This window comes from Sphingomonas sp. J315, assembly GCF_024666595.1.
Lineage (GTDB): Bacteria > Pseudomonadota > Alphaproteobacteria > Sphingomonadales > Sphingomonadaceae > Sphingomonas.
On record NZ_CP088296.1, the window covers coordinates 1,067,182 to 1,085,594 of the forward strand.

Below are 18,413 nucleotides of genomic sequence, written 5' to 3' on the forward strand. Positions count from 1 at the left end.
CTATGGACCATGCCCGCGCTCCGCGATCTAGTATTTGTTTACGCTCCCGTATGCGCGACATCTTGATCAGCCGCCACCGAGCGCGCCCAGCGCGCCATCGCCGGTCGCCAGGTTCTTAGTGCGGCATTCCTGCAAAGGGGCAGGCACGCCCGCCTTGTCCATCCGCGCGGTATCGCTCGCCCAGCTTTCCGGCAGGAACAACCGCAAGCTCAGCATGAGCGGAACTTCGCCCGAAGCCAGCGTCACCGGCACCAACGTCTGACAGTTGGCATTCTTGCCGAACGCCGTAGCATCTTGCGGCGCGACGCCAACCGAGGCCTTCCCCTTCTTAGGCAAGGCAGTGTCGTCGATGATCAGCCAAGCTTCATCGCCACCAACCAATTTTCAGCTTGATCCCACAAGGTCGCGTCCAGCGGCGCGCTGTCCCACAAACCGGCCCCGATGAAATGATGTAGCCGGCATAGGAACTGGCGTCTGACCGGGCCGCTATGGGCTGGATGCTTTTGCGATCACCTGGCCCAATCAAGCCGGCAATATAGGCCGGACACATCCGTCGCCGCGTCTTGTGCTCAGACCTTCCAGATACGGGGCAAGCCACCGCTCCAGATCCGCCTTCCAGTCCTCGTCCATCGCAAGCCTCCGTCAAGCTGGCTCCCCATGAATCACGCCAGCCGCACCATGGGAATTCCAAAAATCAGGTTTCTGCCAAAGTATTGCTAGGTGTTTAGTCCCGGCATTTGATGGTGCGGGTTTGATGTGAAGCGCTGGGGCTCTGATGTCCAGCATTTGCAGATGTATTCGTAGGGTGTGAGGCCGCGTAGCGTTTTGAGCCGACGCGCGTAATTGTAGGCGTTGATGAAGTCGTGGAGGTGGGCGGTCAGCTGGACGTGGCTGTCGTAATGGTAGCGCTTGACCGTCGCTTCCTTGATCGTCCGGTTCATCCGTTCGACCTGTCCATTGGTCCAGGGGTGCTTGATCTTGGTGAGGCGGTGCTCGATCCCGTTCTCGCGGCAGCGCATGTCGAACATGTGGGTGATGTATTGGGCCGTTGGCCCCTCCGCGTAACGCGGCGGGAACGTGAACTGGATGCCGTTGTCGGTCAGCACGGTGTGTATCTTGTAGGGTACGGCTTCGATCAGGGCGACGAGGAAGGCCGAGGCTGATGTCCTGCCGGTCTTGGTGACGAGCTGGACGAACGCGAACTTCGAGGTGCGGTCGATGGCGACGTAGAGGTAGAGCTTGCCTTCGGCGGTTCGCACCTCGGCGATGTCGATGTGGAAGTAGCCGATCGGGTAGGTCTTGAACTTGCGCTTGGGCTCCTTGTCGCCGGCCACCTCGGGCAATCGGCTGATTCCGTGTCGTTACAGGCAGCGGTGCAACGACGAGCGTGTCAGATGTGGGATTGTCGCCTGCAACGCATAGAGGCAGTCGTCGAGCGGCAGCAGCGTGTGTTTGCGGAACGCGACGATGATCGCTTCCTCTTCGATGCTCAGCACGGTGGAATGAGGCGCCTTCGGCCCGGTTGGCAGATCCTTGACCGCCGTGCGTCGCTTCCACTTCGCCACGGTCTTCTGGTTGATGCCGTGACGCTTGGCGAGAGCCCTCAGGCTCTCTTGACTATGTTGTATCGCTCGACGGACCGCCGCTGTCGTGCGGGCGCTCCCGTGTAGAATCTGTCCCATAGCGCATCCCTCCACTCGTACGCGGTCAAGACACTTCTCTCGTTCGAGAGCTTCCTCAACCTCGCCGCCACACGCCTATGATTGAAGTCTTTGTCAACAGGGCCTAGCAGACAATCGATCAGATGCGTGAGTTTGACCATAAAAGCGCTGCTCGATGAATTCGAAGCAGCACGCTCACTCCAAGTAATCAAACTTCAAATCCGTCCTTCGCCTCACTCCGCGAGCTTCGATACTTTATTCAGCGATGCGATCGCATCGGCGATAGCTCAAACCGCCTATTTCGATCCATTACTTTGACCCGTAGCCGGTAATGACAATATGGACTGTTTTCGCGACAATCAGGGCGTCGAGCCAAGGTGAAAAGTGTTTAATATAGTAGAAGTCATATTCGAGCTTGCTCTTGACTTGGCCTAGATCCGCGACATGCCCCTGATTGACTTGAGCCCAGCCGGTCACCCCCGGCGGCACGATATGGCGATAACGGTAGAAAGGCAGCTCTGTTTCATACCAGCGTGACAGCACCTCAGCCTCCGGACGCGGGCCGATCCAGCTCATCTCACCGCTAATAATGTTGAGGATCTGCGGCAGCTCGTCGATGCGGGACCGGCGAAGAAAGCGGCCGAGCCGGGTGATCCGCGCGTCATTTTCCTTGGTGATCGCGCCGTCTAGTGCCTCACCGCTAAGTTGCGCATGGGTCATGGTCCGAAATTTTGCGACCCGAAACGGCTGCCCGCGCGATCCGATGCGCACCTGCCGGAACAAGGCCGGACCCGGTGAGTCGATCCGGATGGCGAGCGCGACCGCCAGAAGAAACGGAAGCAGCAGGATCCCGACCAGAACCGCAGCGATGAGGTCGATCACGCGGCGCAGACGGAGATAGGCGAGAAACGGAATCAGCGAACCAAAGCTGTTTTCCGACAAATGTTCGATCTCGACCCGCCCCGTCACCGATTCTTGGAGCTGCTTGACGTGGAACACGGGTACGCCGTCTAGAGCGCAATCGGCGAGAAACGATTCCCATTCGTCATCCAGATCAGCGCGGAAATCCGCGACGAGCAGATCGTAGCGCGAGGGCGCCTGGGGACGCTCAAGCCAGTCGATCCGGAAATGGTCGATATCGGCGAGCGCCGACACCTCACCGGTCGGCACCACGCCGACGCGAAGCGGCGGGCCGCGCTCGATCATGATCTGCACCAAATACAGCCAGACCAGGGTCCCCATGCCGCTCGCGACGAACAAGATGCGGCTGAAGTCGAGGCGCAGGAGCAGAAACATCGCGAACGTCATGCCGAAGCCGACCAATGTGATCGGCAATACGAAAAAGGCACCGCTGATCCGCGGATAGACGACGATATTGCGCAGCAGATAGAGCGTGAGCAGGCACGCGCATGCATTGCCCGCTGCGGTCAGCTGAACCAGTTCGGAGACGTCGCTATGGGGGAAGCGCCAGCAGCGCCATTGCCATCGGCAGCACCACCGCGATCAGCAACAGCCCGACGGACTGCGTGCGCAAGCGCGACCAGAACCGGACATCCGAATGTTTGCTCGTCCGCCTCGGACTATGCATGGTATACCGCCCCCAACCCGTGACGCCGCCTTACATCCCGGCCCACGATCAATAAATAGCCGATATGGATTTAGTCTGAATTCAGAGACTTCTCAGACCGAGTCCCGCTATGGTCCAGCCCGCGGCGGGTGGCCGCGCGATGCAGCCATTCAAGATAGGCGACCGCCGCGCCGCTCCCCTCCTCGGGAGCCCAGGGTGCCAGATTCTTCGCCGCCAGCGGATCGAAAGGGCCCTGCTTCACCTCGAACAGGACTGATCCGGGCGCTTTCGCGATCACCGTATGCCACTGACCATGATCGAGTTCGACCCCGATGGAGAGGTCGGGTGCCGCCCCGAAATGCACGATCCGTTCGATCCCACCTTCCGCATCGAACGCGATGAGCGCAAACGCGCCGCGGACGCCGATCAGGCATTCGCGCTTGGGATCGCTCAGGTGTCGATGTGGCCGGATATAGCTGTCTGGCTCGATCCCGTTGAATAGCCGCTGGACGGGGTCTGCATACTCAGCATGGATATTGAAGTGCTGGCGCCGCCGTGCCGACCCGCGCGCGCGCGAAACCAGATCGGCGACGAAGTTGGGCGAGAAATCGGCCAGCGCCATGTCAGTTCCCCAGCTCCTCGATCCAGCCCTCGAGCTTGTTGACCAGTTGCGCCCGGTCGAACTCGCGCTGGCAATAGGCGCGCCCAGCCTGTCCTATTTCCGCGCGTCGTTCGACCGGCATCGCCATCAGGGTGCGCACATTCTCTGCCAGCGCGGCGGCATCGCCCGCCGGGCCCGCCACACCGCCGCCGGATTCGGCGATCACTCGCGCGCCCTCCCCGTTGAGCATCGCGACGACCGGCTTGCCCGATGCGAGGTAGCTTTGCACCTTGCCCGGAATTGTCAGGCTCCAGATCGGCTCGTCGCGCAACGACACGAGCAGCGCGTCGGCGGCGGCGAAGAAGGAAGGCATCCGCTCGATCGGATAGCGTCCGGCGAAGATCACTCGACCCTCCAGCCCCCGTCGTGCGACTTCCTCGCGCGCGTCGGCCCCGGCCCGCCCGTCCCCGACGATAATCCATCGAAGGTTCGGTTCGTCGCGAAGCAGGTCCGCAGCGGCGATGATGACCGGAATGTCCTGTGCTTGGCCCAAATTCCCGGCGAACATGACCTTGAACATCCCCTGCCATGGGGCAAGCTCGCCTGCCGGTTCGGGTTCACCGCCGCTGGTCGAGAAGACGGGCTCGGGCCAGCCGGGAAAGTAAAGGATCTTCTCGTCGCCGCCTGCATAGCGCGCGACATTGGCGTAAAAGGCGCGCGACTGGACCAGGATCCTGTCGCAGCGCTTGTAGATCATCCGCACCATTGCGCCGACCAGTGACAATAGGCACCGCGACTTCACCACGCCGATCGCGGACAGCGTTTCCGGCCACAGGTCGAGCACCCACATCAGGACTGGTGCCCGCTTGCGCCAGCCGAGCCACAGCGCGGGAATTGCCGAGGTGATCGGCGATGTCTGGAACACGAAAATCGCGTCGAATTCCTGTCCTCGCAGGCGCGACCCGCCAAGCAGCAGGCCGCTGACCACGAAACTCAAATAGTTAAGAAGGAGCCGAAGACTGGAGCCACCGCGCGGGATGATCGGCACCCGGTAGACCGGCGCACCTTCGAACCGCGCAAACGCGGCCGGGTCCGCCGCATAGGCGGGGAAGATGCTGCCGTCGGGATAGTTGGGCTCTCCCGTCAGGACAGTCACCTCGTGCCCCCGGGCGATCAGCTCGGAAGAGAGGTCATTGACGCGGAAATTCTCAGGCCAGAAATATTGACTGAGGATCAGGATGCGCATCGGCGTCAGTCGTATTCGCGCCAGACCACCCGCTTCACATAGTCGGTGTAGCTGTGGATGATCCGAACCACCTTTTCGGAGACGTTCGGCATTGAATAGTCGGCAACTAGCCGCAACGCGCGATCCTCGCCCCGCGCCTGGCGGTCGATGAGTGCCAACGCCTGCTCCACGCGCTCGACGTTGAGCCCGGTCATGATGACGGACGCTTCCTCCATGCCCTCGGGCCGCTCATGTGCCTCGCGAATGTTGAGCGCAGGAAAGTTGAGGATCGACGATTCCTCGGTGATCGTACCACTGTCCGACAGCACGGCGCGCGCCGATTTCTGCAGCCGGACATAATCGTGGAAGCCGAGTGGCTTGAGGAGCCGGACATTTTCATGAAAGGCGACGCCCGCTGCGGCGATCCGGTTGCTGGTGCGCGGATGCGTGGAGACGATCACGGGGGCGTCGCGGCTCTCGGCGATGCGGTTCAGGACCTCGACCAGCTTGAAGAAGGTGCGGTCGGACTCGATGTTCTCCTCGCGATGCGCGCTCACGACATAATAGCCCCGCTCATCGAGGCCCAGCCGGTCGAGCACGTCCGATGCGTCGATCCGATCCATATAATGTTGCAGCACCTCGAACATCGGGCTGCCCGTCTTGATCACCATGTCCGGCGAAAGCCCCTCGCGCAGGAGATAGTCGCGCGCGATGGTGCTGTAGGTCAGGTTGATGTCCGCGGTGTGGTCCACGATGCGCCGATTGGTCTCTTCGGGAACCCGCGCGTCGAAACAGCGGTTGCCCGCCTCCATGTGGAAGATCGGGATCCGGCGGCGCTTCGCTGGAATGACCGACAGACAGCTGTTCGTGTCGCCCAGCACCAGCAGCGCATCGGGGCGCACTACCTGGAGAAGCGAATCCATCGCGATCAGGATGTTGCCGATCGTCGCGGAGGGCGCGCCCGCCGCGCTGTTCAGGAAATGGTCCGGCTTGCGGATCCCCAGGTCGTCGAAGAAGACTTGGCTCAGCTCATAGTCGTAATTCTGGCCGGTATGGACCAGCACATGCTCGCAATCGGAATCGAGCCGCGCAAGAACACGCGACAGCCGGATGATCTCCGGCCGCGTGCCGACGACGGTCATCACCTTCAGCTTCTTCATGCCGTCAGACCTTCAATGCGATGGTGTCGGGGCGGGCCCGGTCGAAAATCTCGTTCGCCCACAGCATGACGATCAGTTCGTCATCGCCGATATTGGTGATGTTGTGAGTCCAGCCCGGAATCGTCTCGACGATCCGCGCCTCGCCGCCCTTCACGACCACCTCGTGCCGCTCGCCGGACAGGATGTGGCGAAAGCCGAAATGCGCGGTGCCCGCGATGACCAAGAACTTCTCGGCCTTGGTGTGGTGATAGTGGTCGCCGCGGGTAATGCCGGGTCCGGCCGTGAAATAGGAGAACTGGCCGGCATCGGGGGTCTTGAGCATTTCGACGAACACCCCGCGCGGATCGCCATGCACCGGCACAGTATAATCGAACGCTTCGGTCGGCAGATAGCTGAGATAAGTCGAATAAAGCGCGCGAATCAGGCCCGTACCCACGCGCGGCGACACCAGCGATCCGCGGCTCTCGGGAAAGCCGCAGATCGCATCCGCCACTGCACCCACCGTGGTCGCATAGGCCGGATCGACTTTGCGATAGCCGGTCGCGACGTCCGACCCGTTCAGCAGGGCAATGAAGTGATCAACGACGTCATCGATATAGACAAGGTTGAGCGGCGCCGACGGATCGTTGACGGCGATTGGCAGGCCGCGTGCCACATTGTTGCAAAAGGTTGCGACCGCTGAATTATAGTTGGGGCGCGCCCATTTGCCGAACACGTTGGTCAGGCGAAACACATACGAGGTCGCGCCGGTCGCCTGGGCGTGCGCGAACACGACATCCTCGGCCTCACGCTTGCTACGGCCATAAGGATTGTCGGCCGCCGCTTGGGTCGAGGAACTGAGCACGATCGGCGCGGTATTCCCGGCCTGTGCCAGCGCGTCGCACAGGTTGCGGGTGAGGCCCGGATTACCCAGCGCAAACTCGCCCTCGTCGCTCGGGCGGTTCACCCCGGCGAGGTGGAACACAAAGTCCGCTTCCTGCGCTGCGGCGCGCAGCGCGTCGGCACCGTCCTCTCGCCCGATCTGGATTACCCGAACCGCGTCGCCAAGCTCGCCCAGCCGAACGCACAGATTGCGGCCGACAAAACCACGCGCTCCGGTGACAATGACCGTTTTCATACCTGCGCTTCCATCGACACCCCCTCGCCCCGCTGCACGCGGACGATGAAGTCGAGCTTGAGCAGCAGGGCCTTCATGCCCTCGACATCCAGCCGGTGGGTGTTGTGCGAATTATATTCCTCGCCGTGGCTCAGCCGCGCCTCGCCCTGATCGACGAACTTGTCGTAGTTGAGGTCGCGGGCATCGGGGGGAACGCGGAAATAATCCCCCAGGTCCTCGGCGACCGCACGCTCTTCCTTTGAGAGCAGCGATTCGTAGAGCTTCTCGCCATGCCGGGTGCCGATGACGCCAACCGGGTGGCTGGGCTTGTCGATCAGCTGCTTGAGCGCTTCGACCAGCGTCTCGACGGTCGCGGCGGGCGCCTTCTGGACGAAAATGTCGCCATTGTTACCGTGCTGAAACGCATAGAGGACAAGCTCTACCGCATCGTCCAGCGTCATCATGAACCGGGTCATTTGCGGATCGGTAATGGTGATGGGCCGATCGCTGACCATCTGGTCGATGAACAGCGGGATCACCGACCCGCGCGAGGCCATGACGTTGCCGTAGCGCGTTCCGCAAATCACAGTTCCCGTACCCTCCAGGTTGCGGGACGCGGCGACCATCACCTTCTCCATCATCGCCTTGCTGATACCCATGGCGTTGATGGGATAGACCGCCTTGTCGGTGGACAGGCAGATCACGCGTCGCACCCCAGCGGCAATCGCCGCCCCCAGCACGTTTTCGGTGCCCAGCACATTGGTGCGCACCGCCTGCATCGGATGGAACTCGCATGAGGGGACCTGCTTCAGCGCTGCGGCGTGGAAGCAATAATCGACTCCGCGCATCGCCGGCACCAGGCTGCGCTCGTCGCGGACATCGCCCAGATAGAATTTGAGCTTGTCGCTGCCATAGCGCTTGCGCATGTCGTCCTGCTTCTTCTCGTCGCGCGAGAAGACGCGAATTTCCTTGAGGTCGGAATCAAGGAAACGGCGAAGCACCGCATTCCCGAAGGAGCCGGTACCCCCGGTAATCAGCAAGGTCTTGTTGTCGAACATCATCCCCCCTCGGGCCGCGACCCGGAAAGCCTCTTACCCGCCCAGCGCCGACCGGACGAGCCGTTCCTTCGCATCAGGCGACGGATAGTTGATCAAAACGGCGCGGTACTGCCCCTTGAACACGAACAGGCTGCCTGCGGCCGCCCCGACGACGCCGACCTTCTCGACCAGGCGCCCGATATCGTCGAGTGAGCCGGCCCCGCCTAGGATCGAGATCGGAATGCGCACCGCGGCGCGCAGCTTCTCGGCCAGCGCGAGGTCATAGCCCTTCATCGTTCCGTCAAGGTCGATCACGTTTACGACGATCTCGCCAGCGCCCTGGCGCTCCATTTCGCGCGCGAACTCGATCGCCTCCAGCTTTCGATTCATCTTTGCGTTGTGCGTGTAGACGTCCCAGCCGGGGAGCAGGCGGCGCTTCTTCACGTCGATCACCACCACGACGCTCTGGCGCCCGACCGCCTCCGCGATCTCGGCGACCAGCGCCGGATTGTCGACCGCCGCAGCACTGATCGCGACTTTCTCGACGCCCAACCCGATGATCCGCTTCGCCTGCTCGGCGGTCTTCACGCCACCGCCATAGCAAAGCGGCATGCGACACTCCGCCGCCCAATGCGCGATGCGGGGATAGTCGGGCTCCGCGCCGGTCACCGTCGCGTCGATATCGACGATGATGAGCTCGTCGCTCTCTTTCTCGTTGAAGATTTTTACCGCGTTGACCGGATCGCCGACATACTTCGGGTCCTTGAACCCGACGGTCTTTACCAGACCCCCCTTCGTGAACCAGCAGGCACGGGATGATACGCGGGCGCAGCATGGTCAGAGCGTCGCAAAATTGCGGAGAAGCGCGGCACCGAAATGGTGGCTCTTCTCGGGGTGACATTGCACGCCCCACACATTGTCCCGCCGCACAACGCAGCCGAAATCGCCGCCATAGTTAGCGGTCGCCGCGACATCGGCCGGATCGGCACATTCGAAATAATAGCTGTGCAGGAAATAGAAGCGCGGTGCCTCTTCGAACCCGGCGAACAGCGGCTCGCCTTCGCGCGGCACGACGTCGTTCCAGCCCATATGGGGCAGCGGCAGCGCGTTGGTCTGGAAACGGCGCACGCGCCCGGGGATAAAGCCGAGCCCCTCACCCTCGCCTTCCTCGCTCGAATTGGCCAGCATCTGCATGCCGACGCAGATGCCGACCACCGGCACCTTCTCCTCAAGTGCCTTGCGCTCGAGCACCGGCCGCATGCCCGATGCGTCAAGCAGCTCCATCGCATGGTCGAACGCGCCCACGCCGGGAAGAATAATCCGCTCCGCCTTCTCGAGCAAGGCGGCGCCAGAGACCGCGGTCGCGGGGATGTTCATCCGCTTGTACATATTGAGGAAGGCCCCGATATTGCCGAGGCCGTAGTCGACGATCGTGATCAACGGATGATCGCCCTCTGGATCCCTGCGGCGCGCAGCACCTTTGCGCCCAGGTCGATCATCGTGATGTTGTTCTTGTAGTCGCGATAGGACTTGTTCGGGCCGTTGTGCAGCGTGCGCAGCTCGTCGACGGTGATGCCAAGCTTGGTCGCGATATACTCGAAGTCCTCGGCGATTCGTTCCTCGTCATAAGCGGGCTTGGCGATCCTCTCGAGCGCCTCGGCACGGCTCAGCTGCCCGGTCAGGATCAGGCTGGAGAAATGCGCGCGGCGCTTGTCGAACCCGAACTTGGTCGGCAGCCAATAGCCCTCGTAGAAGCGGGTGAAGCGCGATTCATAGTGCTTGTGCGCGTAGCGCTGCCAGCCGAAGCGGTCCACCAGCTCCTGCATCGCCGCTTCCTTATGATAGGGAACGTGGTTGAGCGGCTTGACGACCCGGACACCCTTCACAAAGCGATAGTAGAGCTTGAACTTGAAAATCCCGGCGAGCGGGAACTTCTTGAGCGGACGGGTCCCGAACTTGCTCTGGATATCGCGGATCTGGCGCAGGTCCGACGCGTGATAGTGCCACTCCAGCGGCTCGCGCACGCATTCGGTCGAGTAGTTCGCGCCGGTCAGGATGTACTTCACATCGTTCTTCGCGGCGAAATTGTAGAGGCCCGCGAAGAAAGCGTGGTCCTGCGGCGTGTCGAGATGCGCCACCTGCGACTTGAAGAACGCGAGCTGCAGATCCCGCATCTCCGGCCAGTCGACCACCTCGGTGAAGAGGTCGAGGTCGAGGCCGTCGACCAGCTTCTCGATATTGTTGACCGCTTCCTGGGAGTTCCACCCGGCATCAACGTGATAGAGCAGCGGACGGAGCCCGAACTTCTCCTTGGCGATGTAGGTGACATAGCTGCTGTCGACGCCGCCACTCAGGCCGATCAGGCAATCATGGTCCTTACCCTTGCCGTCCGCCTTGATCTTCTCGATCTGAGCCATGATCTCGCGTTCGCCGCGCGCATCGGTGTGCCAGTGCGGCAGAATATTCTCATGGTAATTATTGCAGTAATCGCACCAGCCACGTTCGTCGAACGTGATGTTCGAATCGCTCGTGTCCATGATGCAGTTCGCGCAAATCTGGTATTCGCGCGTCGAGGCAGGAGCGTGAAGCATCGGTTTCCGTTCGCATTTCCGTGATACGCGCGCCTGATACAGGCGCGCGCCGAGTGCGCCAAGGGCTAAATGGTGCGTTGCATCACACCGGTTCGAGACGATAGCTGTCCCGGCGGATCGCCTTGATCAACATCAAGCGCAGCGGCGGGGCAATGCGCTCGTCCTTGCCGATCGTCACGTCCGCGACTTTGTAGCCCGCCTCCGCGAACAGCTCGCGCCATTCCTCATGGGAGCGGAACCGCACGCCGACGCCGAAGGTGTTCGCCTTGAACGACGGGACGATGCGCGAGACAAGGTTGCCGATCGCCGACAATAGCCGACTCGACGTGATCTCAAAGATCAGCCTGGGGCTGATTCGGCCGACGAACGACTGATAGATATACTCGTTCACGAACACGGCCGGCACCCGCCCGTGCCAGGCCTTGAGCGCGCGGACCTGGAGCGCGCGCGTCGCGCGCTCGTTCGGTCCAACCAGATGGTGGAGGATCAGGTTGAAACAGGCGATCCCCTCATCCCCCTCGATCTGCGGTGCGAGCGCATCGCCCAGCCGACCTTCGACGCCGTTGCGACCACATGCGTCGATCGAGCCGGGATCCATGTCGATCACGCGCGTGAGGAGGTCGAGCCTGTCGTGCAGCGCACGGGCGAAGAAGCCGCAACCGCCACCCACGTCCACCACCACGCCGCGCGCGGCCCCAGCCGGGACCAGCGTCCCGAAATCGCGCACCTGATCCTCGACGAACTCGTCGTGATAGAATGCCTGGATCTGGTCGACGGCTAGCGTCTTCTGTTCGGTCATCACGTTCATGGCCCCTTCCCCCAGTCGCCGATACACGGAGGGGCGCGGAGAGTCACGCCGCCCACCGCACCGACCGTTTCGCAGCGGCACGACTGCGGCTTCGTGAGCACAAGTCTCGCAGACACCCGGCCAATCTCCAATATTGCCAGCCCCTTACGAAGCGAATTTGGCACGTATTAGAAGTGAGCGATAGGAAGAGGTGTAGGGCATCCTAAGAATAATGTTGCGGCCCAGTATCTTCTTCGCGACGCCTTTGACGAACGACTCGAGTGTGTCGAGTCGGCTTCTTCTGATATCCACGACAGAAAATCCGGCGCGCTCCAAGTATTGAGTGATTTGGGCTTCTCCAGCGAAAACAAGATGGTCTGGGACACCGAGCTCATCTGGGAATTCATTCCTATTCTCGATATCTGCTAGATTACCAGTTTCGACGAAAACTTCCCCACCCGGCGCGAGCACCGCCCGCACATCTCCCAAAAAGGCGTCGAAATCAGGTATATGGGAAAATACATCGACGGTAGATACAACATCTACCTTCGGATGGTCAGCAGACAGATATTGCTGTTTGACGGCGAGACCGCGTGCCTTGGCGGCGTCAGCCTTGGGTTTCATGGGCTCTAGACCCTCGACGACGCTGCCTGGTGGCGCCAATCGGGATACAGCTTCGACAATCTCACCGTAGCCAGCGCCAACGTCTAGCCATCGAATGGGCTGTCCACCTGCCCATTTGTCAGCGAACAAATCTTTAAACTTATTGTAATATGCAGTGACCCGCCTCGGGCTACGACGGGACGTGACAATCAGCCCGCCCGCCTCTTCACCATGCGCGCCTGTTTGCACGGCTTTGTCTATCGCAGCCATTGGCAATCGAGGATTCACATAAAGAAGACGACAAGAGGCACACCGCACCACCCTGAAGCCTATTTCTTCCGCCCAAGGTTCGAATTGTGCACTCTTACAATTCGGGCAGGGAATCGTCTCTAGCTTCGCCGTTGCTTCGCCAACACTGGCCATTTTAACCCTCCCCCAACTTTCCATTCCCAGCACGGTTGAACCGGAGCGTTGTATCTATCAGCACGTTCCAGTCCAGCATCTCCGCCGCAGTGCGCCGCGCGCCTTCGCTCATCTCCGCCAGGCGAGCCCGATCATCGATCAGGTCGCGTAGCCACTGCTCGATCTGCTGCGACGTGGTTTCCGGATCGAGGATGACGACATTGCCGTGTCGGTTTAGATAGCGTGCGTCTTGGTGTCCGCGAATCTGCTCGGATCGGTCGACGAGCAGCAGCGGCAAGCCCATCCCGATCGCCTGCTGCCACAGCACGGACTGGCCGCCGGGGAATACCCCGACATCGCTCGCGTCCATATGTTCATACATCCCCTTCTTGTCCTGCCAGCCGACGAAGTGGACATTGGGCATACCCAGCGCCCGATCCTTGAGCATCTCGGCATATTCGACATGCTGGGGCGGGGGGGCTCCCGCGATGATGACGTGAAGGTCGTCGCGGCAGATTCGGCGCACCGCGTCGATCAGATGCTCAGTCCGGCGGTTGCGGCTCAGCTTGCCGCCAGTGAACACGGTGAATGCATCCGCCGGGATCCCCAGCCGCTTGCGCACTGCGGCCCCGCCGCCTGCCTCGGTGATCGCGACGCCATATTCGAGATCGGTGCCGAGCGGCAAAAGCTCCATCTCGTGCATCGGCACGCGATAGACCTGCTCCAGGAACTCGAAACCTGCCGGCACGATCGGAAATATCTTCTGAAGATAGGGCCGCGCGCGATCGAGATACCATTTGCGGATCACGCCGTGCAGAATCTTGAGCGAGACCCAGTTCTTGCCGCTGTTGCTGTAGTCGGCGTGGTAATCCATGATCATCCTCGTCTGCGGGTTCGCCTTCACATAGGCGATGCACTCCGGCAGGTTCGGCATGATGTCGTGGACGAAAATCAGGTCGGGCTTTGCCTCCTCCAGGATCGTTCGGATCGATACATAGGGCCGCACGCGGTTCAGCAGGTTAAACCTAAAGGGCAGCTTGATGATCCGTGCGCCCTCATGCTGGTATTCCCGATGCTCGCCGCCCTTCGGTGCGCGGTCCTCGTAATAGTCGAAGACCGATTCGAACAGAGAAGCAATCACGGTCACGTCGTGCCCATGGCGGCGGTAATATTTGACCAGTAAATTTTCTTGGAACTCGAGCTCTTCGTTGAAGAACTCGCAGAGCATCACGATTTTCATCTGCATTCTACCGCCTTTGAAGTGCCAGATGCTGGCCCAGAAAAAGAAGGATGGTCAGCAATCCGCCACCAAAGGACACCATAGACGTTGAGAAATGAACGTTCGTGAGCGAAACGGCCAGCGGGACAGTAAGCAAGAGCACTAGCTTATAATCCCAACCAATCGAGAACTGGTCAAAAAAACGCAGCCATATCGCGATAACGAACGCAATCACAAAGACGCCGAACGGCCCGGCGGCCGCGAGCCCTTCACCGGAAAAGGCATTGGCATTCATATTCACGTAGGCGAACGTTCCAGCGTAGTGACGCCCAACAATTTCGCCCAGCCTGGGCCAATCCGGATCGCCAACATACGCAGAGGGGGTGGGAACCACCATACCCAAGCCTGTGATGTTGGACCACCACGTATATCCGAACGTCCCGAAGAAGTCGCTGTATTGCGCTATGGTCAATCCCGGGATTGCGAGGCCACGCATAACTAGCTGAGATCCTATAACGGATCCTAGCCCCGTCCCCTGAAAGATAACGGCCAAAGATACAAGCAATGTCAATCCAATTAGTATCAAGGCAGATGAGTTAAGGCGACCGCGCATCGTGGAAAATAAAAAATAGAAAGCCACAATAATAAACGGAGTGGCCAACGCAAATTTTTGCGCATCAACTAGATAAGCAATGACAGCTCCCGCGGAGCCAAGAAAGCATAAAAACACATTTCTACGAACAATGCCAATTGATAGCAATGCTGGAGAAATCATTGCTGAGTAATACGTCTGTATATAACCGACAAAACTGATTGTTCCACGCTGAATTGAGAAGCGTTGATCATAAATCTCATCTAGCGACGCAAAACGCATAATGCTGCCATAGGCGATGAAGAGGGTTACTGTTGCTATTATCCAAATTGCAACGAGTAGCATTGGAATCCAATCTGGTATTTGAACAGAAACGGTTCCAGTTTGCTTGCGCCCGAAGACGTCAGCCGAAATGGAAAGCGCCGAAATTGCGATCCCGATACATAGCAAAGTAACCCCATAGCGTTGGAGTGATTCGGACCCGAGCATCATGATAATTGCGACTGCGGGCAAATAAATTACGGAGTACATGAAAAATAGGATGAGGGACGATGGCCTCACGAACCGCAGGGCGATTGTAAACGATGGCAACAGTGCGAGGAATAGTGTCGCGGTCCCAGTGGTCAATGTGGGCGCGGCGTAGGTGAACCCAAGGTAGGCCCACGTGTCGCTCAGATACTCCCGGTGCGCCATATGGAGGCTGAATACGAACGCGCAAACCGCCACTACCAGTGCCAGCCGAGTCTGCAGCAAATTAAGAAGGTCGAAATGATCCGCTCGGCCTGTCAGGGTCGCAAACCGGTGGCGAGAGCTGTATATGTTCATAGATTAGGGCCCATTGAAATTAGCGGCCATACAGCGCGGCACCACGACCGCGACGCATTTAGCAAACAAGGGTGTCGGCGCAACCCGGCCACCTTTAGTCGGACGAGACGCGGTTCTGCATCAAGCCGTCGCCTTGAGGAGAGAAGGGTCGCATCCGCATCGAGGTCGTTATGACATTGCCCCGCGGGGGTCTAGGGTCTGTCACTTGGCTCACTCCGGTGTCGATGATAACCGACGCCTTCCGCGTGTCCGCTCTGCCAACCTCTACCCGGTTATTGATCCCTCCCGTCAGTTGCCCTTCCAGATCATGGGCCGTCACGTCCGCGAACGCTATGACGTTGTCGTGCGGCGCACCTTCGAGACCATAATAGGACAGGCCGAATGACTTGTCGTCTATGAGCCACGCCGCGTGGCCGTCGACCACCTGCCCAACGTCAACGCGATTGGCCTGTGAGCGGCCGAAAATCCAAACGCTACCACCCAGGCCGCGATCAGGACGTCCGCACCCAGAGATGCGGTTCAAACGCACGTTTGATTCCATCGCGCCAAAAGCGATGAAACCGCCATGACTACCTCCGGACAGGCTTCCCTGCCCTTCGACTGTGAAGCCGCGCGCTAGCGTGGCTGCGAGGCAGTGAAAACTGACAACGTCGCCACGCCCGCCGCCCCCGGCAATTTCGAAACGCCCTGAGAGTCCACCGCCGACGCTGCCAACGCGAAACGGCGCCCCGGCAAAGGAACGCGGCAGCGGCTTATTGAGATGCACCTCACGTGCAGTTACGCGCTCAACCGTGAAAATCGCCGAGCGAAGTGCGGAGATGGACACGCCGGCTCGGTGCGCTTTAGCCGAACTTCCAAGCGCGCCGCGCCCGTAAACTTCATCGGCCGTAAAAATGCCGCCGGACACGGTCCCATAGACGATCTCGTCCTCGATCAGAAGATGGATGGCGCCGCCCTCGATGCTTGCCGCAGTGTTTCCAACGATCGGAAATCTGCCCATAGCGGCGTCAATGGTCGTGCCCAGAGCGAGGAGAATCCCCGGATATGCCTCGATTCCGAACACCGCGACTCGCGCTCCCGGTTCGAAATACACCGAATCGCCCGGATAATTTAGGCGAAGCGCCCGTTCCCCCGGTTACCGTCACAAGAGCCCGGGCCGACGAACGTTTCAACCATACCGTAGGCGACGGCATTGTCGCTCGCGATTCGGGTCGGCGGTCTAGAGGTCGCAATGCGCGTTCCTTCCATTTCCCATCGTAGTCCGCCGGGCATTACCAGATTACCCGCACCTAGATCGCGAACAAAGGTAACGAGGCCAGTGCGGAGCGTGATCGGCCGCCGAGGCAAGCGGAAAAAAATCCTCCTCGAGCGCGATCGTGCCTCGCAGCATTGAGCAATCAAGGATCGAGCCATCGGGGCAGTCGGAAATCGCAGTGCCGAGACGGGATGCGATCCGGGGAACTTTGAACCCATCGGCAATCCGGCCGCGCTCAGCGGGAGTGAGCCATTCCAACAGCGAGCGCCGTTCTCGCGCCCGGGCGCAGATCGCACCGCATGCCCCAACGCTCACCGCGGCCGCTCCGCTGGCAGCACTTAGCAAGAACCCGCGCCTTCTCATCGACCCGTCCTATCCTGCGGCGAATATCGCTTCAGTGAGCGCGGACGCCAACACAGCCGACACAATTCCAACCGCCGTCCATGCCGCCAGCAGCGGCACCGCGCCGCTAAACTGGCCGATCAGCGACCGCAACTGGATATCCCCGCTATGCACGACGGCACTGAGGTAGACGAGATAGAAGAGCGCGCTCGAGACCGCGAACGCTTCGGACATGTAGACCGGGGCGGTCGCGCCCACCAGCGCAACGGTGCCGACGCGCAGGGTTAACCCGAACACCTGCAGGCCGAGCGCCATCCGCTGATGGCCCGTCACCTGCATCACATAGCCGACCGGCGTGGTCAGCAGCTGCAATGCGAACCAGGGGGCCATCCACGCGATCAGCACACCCGCGCGCTCCCATTCCCAGCCGAACACAAAGCCAAAGGCAAAGGGCGCGACGAAGCCCAGCGCGATCAGCGGCCCGACACCGGTCTTTGCCAGCGCGACGAGGATGTTCTGGAGCAGCGGCGCGAGGGTCCCGTCGCGATGCCGGGTCGGCGCCTCCGAGAGGAACACCTGCCCGAGGGCGTTGCCGAGCAGGGACATCGGCGCTTGGATCACGAACAGCGCGAGCATCAGCTGCCCTGCCTCGCCATGGCCCGCCATCGCCGCGACGAGGATCACCGGCAACTGGACGGCGACCGCCACGACCACTCCGTCCAGCGCGGAGTAGCGCGGATAGTTGACGTTGGCCCCGAACGCGGCGCGAAGCCGCGCGCGCGAGACATGGCGCCACAGCGCCCGGTCGTGCCGCAGGAAGCGCGCGCCGAGCAGCAGCGCACCCGCGCCGCTGTTCAGCACCGTTCCCACGACCAGCCCGATCGGCCCGGTGCCTGCAGCTCCGAGACTGATCTGTGCAGCGACGCTTGCCCCCGACTGGCTGATCCGGCTGCGTGCGATCGGTCCGAAAGCGCGGCGCCGTACGAACCAGAACTGCAACAGGCTGTAGAAGCCGGCCACCATGACGGTTGGAGGCAGGATCCACGCATAGGCCGCGAAGGCGCGCGATCCGAGTGTTTCCCACGCGCGGTCGGGCACCGCTAGCATCGCCAGCGCGAGGAGCGCGGACAGCAGGACGGCGCTGATTCCGCCGAGCGCCAGCAAATTGACCGCTTCGTCGTCCCGCTCGGCGATCGACAGCGCCAGGTCGAAGCGGAGGCAGATCGAGATGTAGAGGATCGCCAGCATGCTGGCGAACACCGCCAGAATTCCCATGTCCTCGGGCGTGTAGAGACGGGTCAACACTGGCATCGCCGCAGCCGTGACCAGGTTGGCGATCACCGTACCGCCGACCAGCACCCCAGTCGCACGCACGAAGCCGTTCTGAAGGGTCTGCGCGACGCGCCGTCTTGCCCGGTCGATCACGGTGTGGTGCTCACGCACGGCACGG

General features: G+C 61.0%; 17 protein-coding genes and 2 pseudogenes. 1 reads left to right on the forward strand and 18 read right to left on the reverse strand.

Annotated elements, in window-relative coordinates; all coding sequences use genetic code 11:
* Window positions 1–114: 114 nt before the first annotated feature.
* Both LRS08_RS05615 and LRS08_RS05620 read right to left on the reverse strand, forming a co-directional pair.
* Window positions 115–630 (reverse strand): annotated as a pseudogene (locus LRS08_RS05615) (transposase); the annotation flags it as partial.
* Between the two features lie 86 nt (window positions 631–716).
* A pseudogene (locus LRS08_RS05620) lies at window positions 717–1,682 on the reverse strand (IS481 family transposase).
* Window positions 1,683–1,808: 126 nt separating this feature from the next.
* On the opposite strand from LRS08_RS05620, the gene LRS08_RS05625 reads away from it, so the two are divergent.
* Window positions 1,809–1,979, forward strand: coding sequence for a hypothetical protein (locus LRS08_RS05625; protein WP_260481422.1), 171 nt, complete (start codon window positions 1,809–1,811; stop codon window positions 1,977–1,979).
* Here LRS08_RS05625 and LRS08_RS05630 read toward each other — a convergent pair.
* From LRS08_RS05630 to LRS08_RS05705, 16 genes are all read right to left on the reverse strand, one after another.
* Window positions 1,971–2,984, reverse strand: a complete 1,014-nt coding sequence (locus LRS08_RS05630; protein ID WP_260481423.1) for a sugar transferase — start codon at window positions 2,982–2,984, stop codon at window positions 1,971–1,973. The two genes, LRS08_RS05625 and LRS08_RS05630, sit on opposite strands and share 9 nt — an antisense overlap.
* A gap of 130 nt (window positions 2,985–3,114) precedes the next feature.
* Window positions 3,115–3,249: a hypothetical protein gene (locus LRS08_RS05635; protein WP_260481424.1), complete on the reverse strand. Its 135-nt coding sequence runs from the start codon at window positions 3,247–3,249 to the stop codon at window positions 3,115–3,117.
* Between the two features lie 70 nt (window positions 3,250–3,319).
* Window positions 3,320–3,850, reverse strand: coding sequence for a WbuC family cupin fold metalloprotein (locus LRS08_RS05640; RefSeq protein WP_257844571.1), 531 nt, complete (start codon window positions 3,848–3,850; stop codon window positions 3,320–3,322).
* A 1-nt stretch (window position 3,851) separates the two neighbouring features.
* Window positions 3,852–5,075: a glycosyltransferase family 4 protein gene (locus tag LRS08_RS05645; RefSeq protein ID WP_260481425.1), complete on the reverse strand. Its 1,224-nt coding sequence runs from the start codon at window positions 5,073–5,075 to the stop codon at window positions 3,852–3,854.
* Window positions 5,076–5,080: 5 nt separating this feature from the next.
* On the reverse strand, window positions 5,081–6,214 hold the full coding sequence (gene wecB, locus LRS08_RS05650; RefSeq protein ID WP_257844569.1) for a non-hydrolyzing UDP-N-acetylglucosamine 2-epimerase: 1,134 nt from the start codon (window positions 6,212–6,214) through the stop codon (window positions 5,081–5,083).
* Between the two features lie 4 nt (window positions 6,215–6,218).
* Entirely contained in the window at window positions 6,219–7,331 is a 1,113-nt protein-coding gene (wbjC, locus tag LRS08_RS05655; protein WP_257844568.1) for a UDP-2-acetamido-2,6-beta-L-arabino-hexul-4-ose reductase, read from the reverse strand.
* Entirely contained in the window at window positions 7,328–8,371 is a 1,044-nt protein-coding gene (locus tag LRS08_RS05660) for a polysaccharide biosynthesis protein (RefSeq protein WP_312026664.1), read from the reverse strand. The genes wbjC and LRS08_RS05660 overlap by 4 nt, the downstream gene beginning before the upstream one ends.
* 30 nt (window positions 8,372–8,401) lie before the next feature.
* Window positions 8,402–9,133: an AglZ/HisF2 family acetamidino modification protein gene (locus tag LRS08_RS05665; protein ID WP_260481655.1), complete on the reverse strand. Its 732-nt coding sequence runs from the start codon at window positions 9,131–9,133 to the stop codon at window positions 8,402–8,404.
* Window positions 9,134–9,184: 51 nt separating this feature from the next.
* Window positions 9,185–9,787 (reverse strand): imidazole glycerol phosphate synthase subunit HisH, encoded by a 603-nt coding sequence (hisH, locus tag LRS08_RS05670; protein WP_257844565.1) that lies wholly within the window; start codon window positions 9,785–9,787, stop codon window positions 9,185–9,187.
* Window positions 9,784–10,938, reverse strand: a complete 1,155-nt coding sequence (locus LRS08_RS05675) for an N-acetyl sugar amidotransferase (protein ID WP_257844564.1) — start codon at window positions 10,936–10,938, stop codon at window positions 9,784–9,786. Before LRS08_RS05675 ends, hisH begins: the two co-directional genes overlap by 4 nt.
* 82 nt (window positions 10,939–11,020) lie before the next feature.
* The gene (locus tag LRS08_RS05680) at window positions 11,021–11,746 is read right to left on the reverse strand and encodes a hypothetical protein (protein ID WP_257844563.1); all 726 of its coding nucleotides are present in this window, start codon (window positions 11,744–11,746) and stop codon (window positions 11,021–11,023) included.
* 144 nt (window positions 11,747–11,890) lie between these two features.
* Window positions 11,891–12,751, reverse strand: a complete 861-nt coding sequence (locus LRS08_RS05685; protein ID WP_257844562.1) for a bifunctional 2-polyprenyl-6-hydroxyphenol methylase/3-demethylubiquinol 3-O-methyltransferase UbiG — start codon at window positions 12,749–12,751, stop codon at window positions 11,891–11,893.
* A 1-nt stretch (window position 12,752) separates the two neighbouring features.
* Window positions 12,753–13,976, reverse strand: coding sequence for a glycosyltransferase family 4 protein (locus tag LRS08_RS05690; RefSeq protein ID WP_260481426.1), 1,224 nt, complete (start codon window positions 13,974–13,976; stop codon window positions 12,753–12,755).
* 1 nt (window position 13,977) lies between these two features.
* Window positions 13,978–15,033, reverse strand: coding sequence for a hypothetical protein (locus tag LRS08_RS05695; RefSeq protein ID WP_257844559.1), 1,056 nt, complete (start codon window positions 15,031–15,033; stop codon window positions 13,978–13,980).
* 427 nt (window positions 15,034–15,460) lie between these two features.
* On the reverse strand, window positions 15,461–16,429 hold the full coding sequence (locus tag LRS08_RS05700; RefSeq protein WP_260481427.1) for a hypothetical protein: 969 nt from the start codon (window positions 16,427–16,429) through the stop codon (window positions 15,461–15,463).
* A gap of 564 nt (window positions 16,430–16,993) precedes the next feature.
* Window positions 16,994–18,406, reverse strand: coding sequence for a lipopolysaccharide biosynthesis protein (locus tag LRS08_RS05705; protein ID WP_257844557.1), 1,413 nt, complete (start codon window positions 18,404–18,406; stop codon window positions 16,994–16,996).
* Between the last annotated feature and the right edge of the window lie 7 nt (window positions 18,407–18,413).

What these genes read in the sequence shown, in the direction of transcription:
- wecB (WP_257844569.1), bottom strand. Translation starts at nt 6,214, where the DNA reads ATGAAGAAGCTGAAGGTGATGACCGTCGTCGGCACGCGGCCGGAGATC.
- LRS08_RS05640 (WP_257844571.1), bottom strand. Translation starts at nt 3,850, where the DNA reads ATGGCGCTGGCCGATTTCTCGCCCAACTTCGTCGCCGATCTGGTTTCG.
- wbjC (WP_257844568.1), bottom strand. Translation starts at nt 7,331, where the DNA reads ATGAAAACGGTCATTGTCACCGGAGCGCGTGGTTTTGTCGGCCGCAAT.
- LRS08_RS05695 (WP_257844559.1), bottom strand. Translation starts at nt 15,033, where the DNA reads ATGATGCTCGGGTCCGAATCACTCCAACGCTATGGGGTTACTTTGCTA.
- LRS08_RS05685 (WP_257844562.1), bottom strand. Translation starts at nt 12,751, where the DNA reads ATGGCCAGTGTTGGCGAAGCAACGGCGAAGCTAGAGACGATTCCCTGC.
- LRS08_RS05635 (WP_260481424.1), bottom strand. Translation starts at nt 3,249, where the DNA reads ATGCATAGTCCGAGGCGGACGAGCAAACATTCGGATGTCCGGTTCTGG.
- LRS08_RS05690 (WP_260481426.1), bottom strand. Translation starts at nt 13,976, where the DNA reads ATGCAGATGAAAATCGTGATGCTCTGCGAGTTCTTCAACGAAGAGCTC.
- LRS08_RS05660 (WP_312026664.1), bottom strand. Translation starts at nt 8,371, where the DNA reads ATGATGTTCGACAACAAGACCTTGCTGATTACCGGGGGTACCGGCTCC.
- LRS08_RS05675 (WP_257844564.1), bottom strand. Translation starts at nt 10,938, where the DNA reads ATGCTTCACGCTCCTGCCTCGACGCGCGAATACCAGATTTGCGCGAAC.
- LRS08_RS05645 (WP_260481425.1), bottom strand. Translation starts at nt 5,075, where the DNA reads ATGCGCATCCTGATCCTCAGTCAATATTTCTGGCCTGAGAATTTCCGC.
- LRS08_RS05680 (WP_257844563.1), bottom strand. Translation starts at nt 11,746, where the DNA reads ATGAACGTGATGACCGAACAGAAGACGCTAGCCGTCGACCAGATCCAG.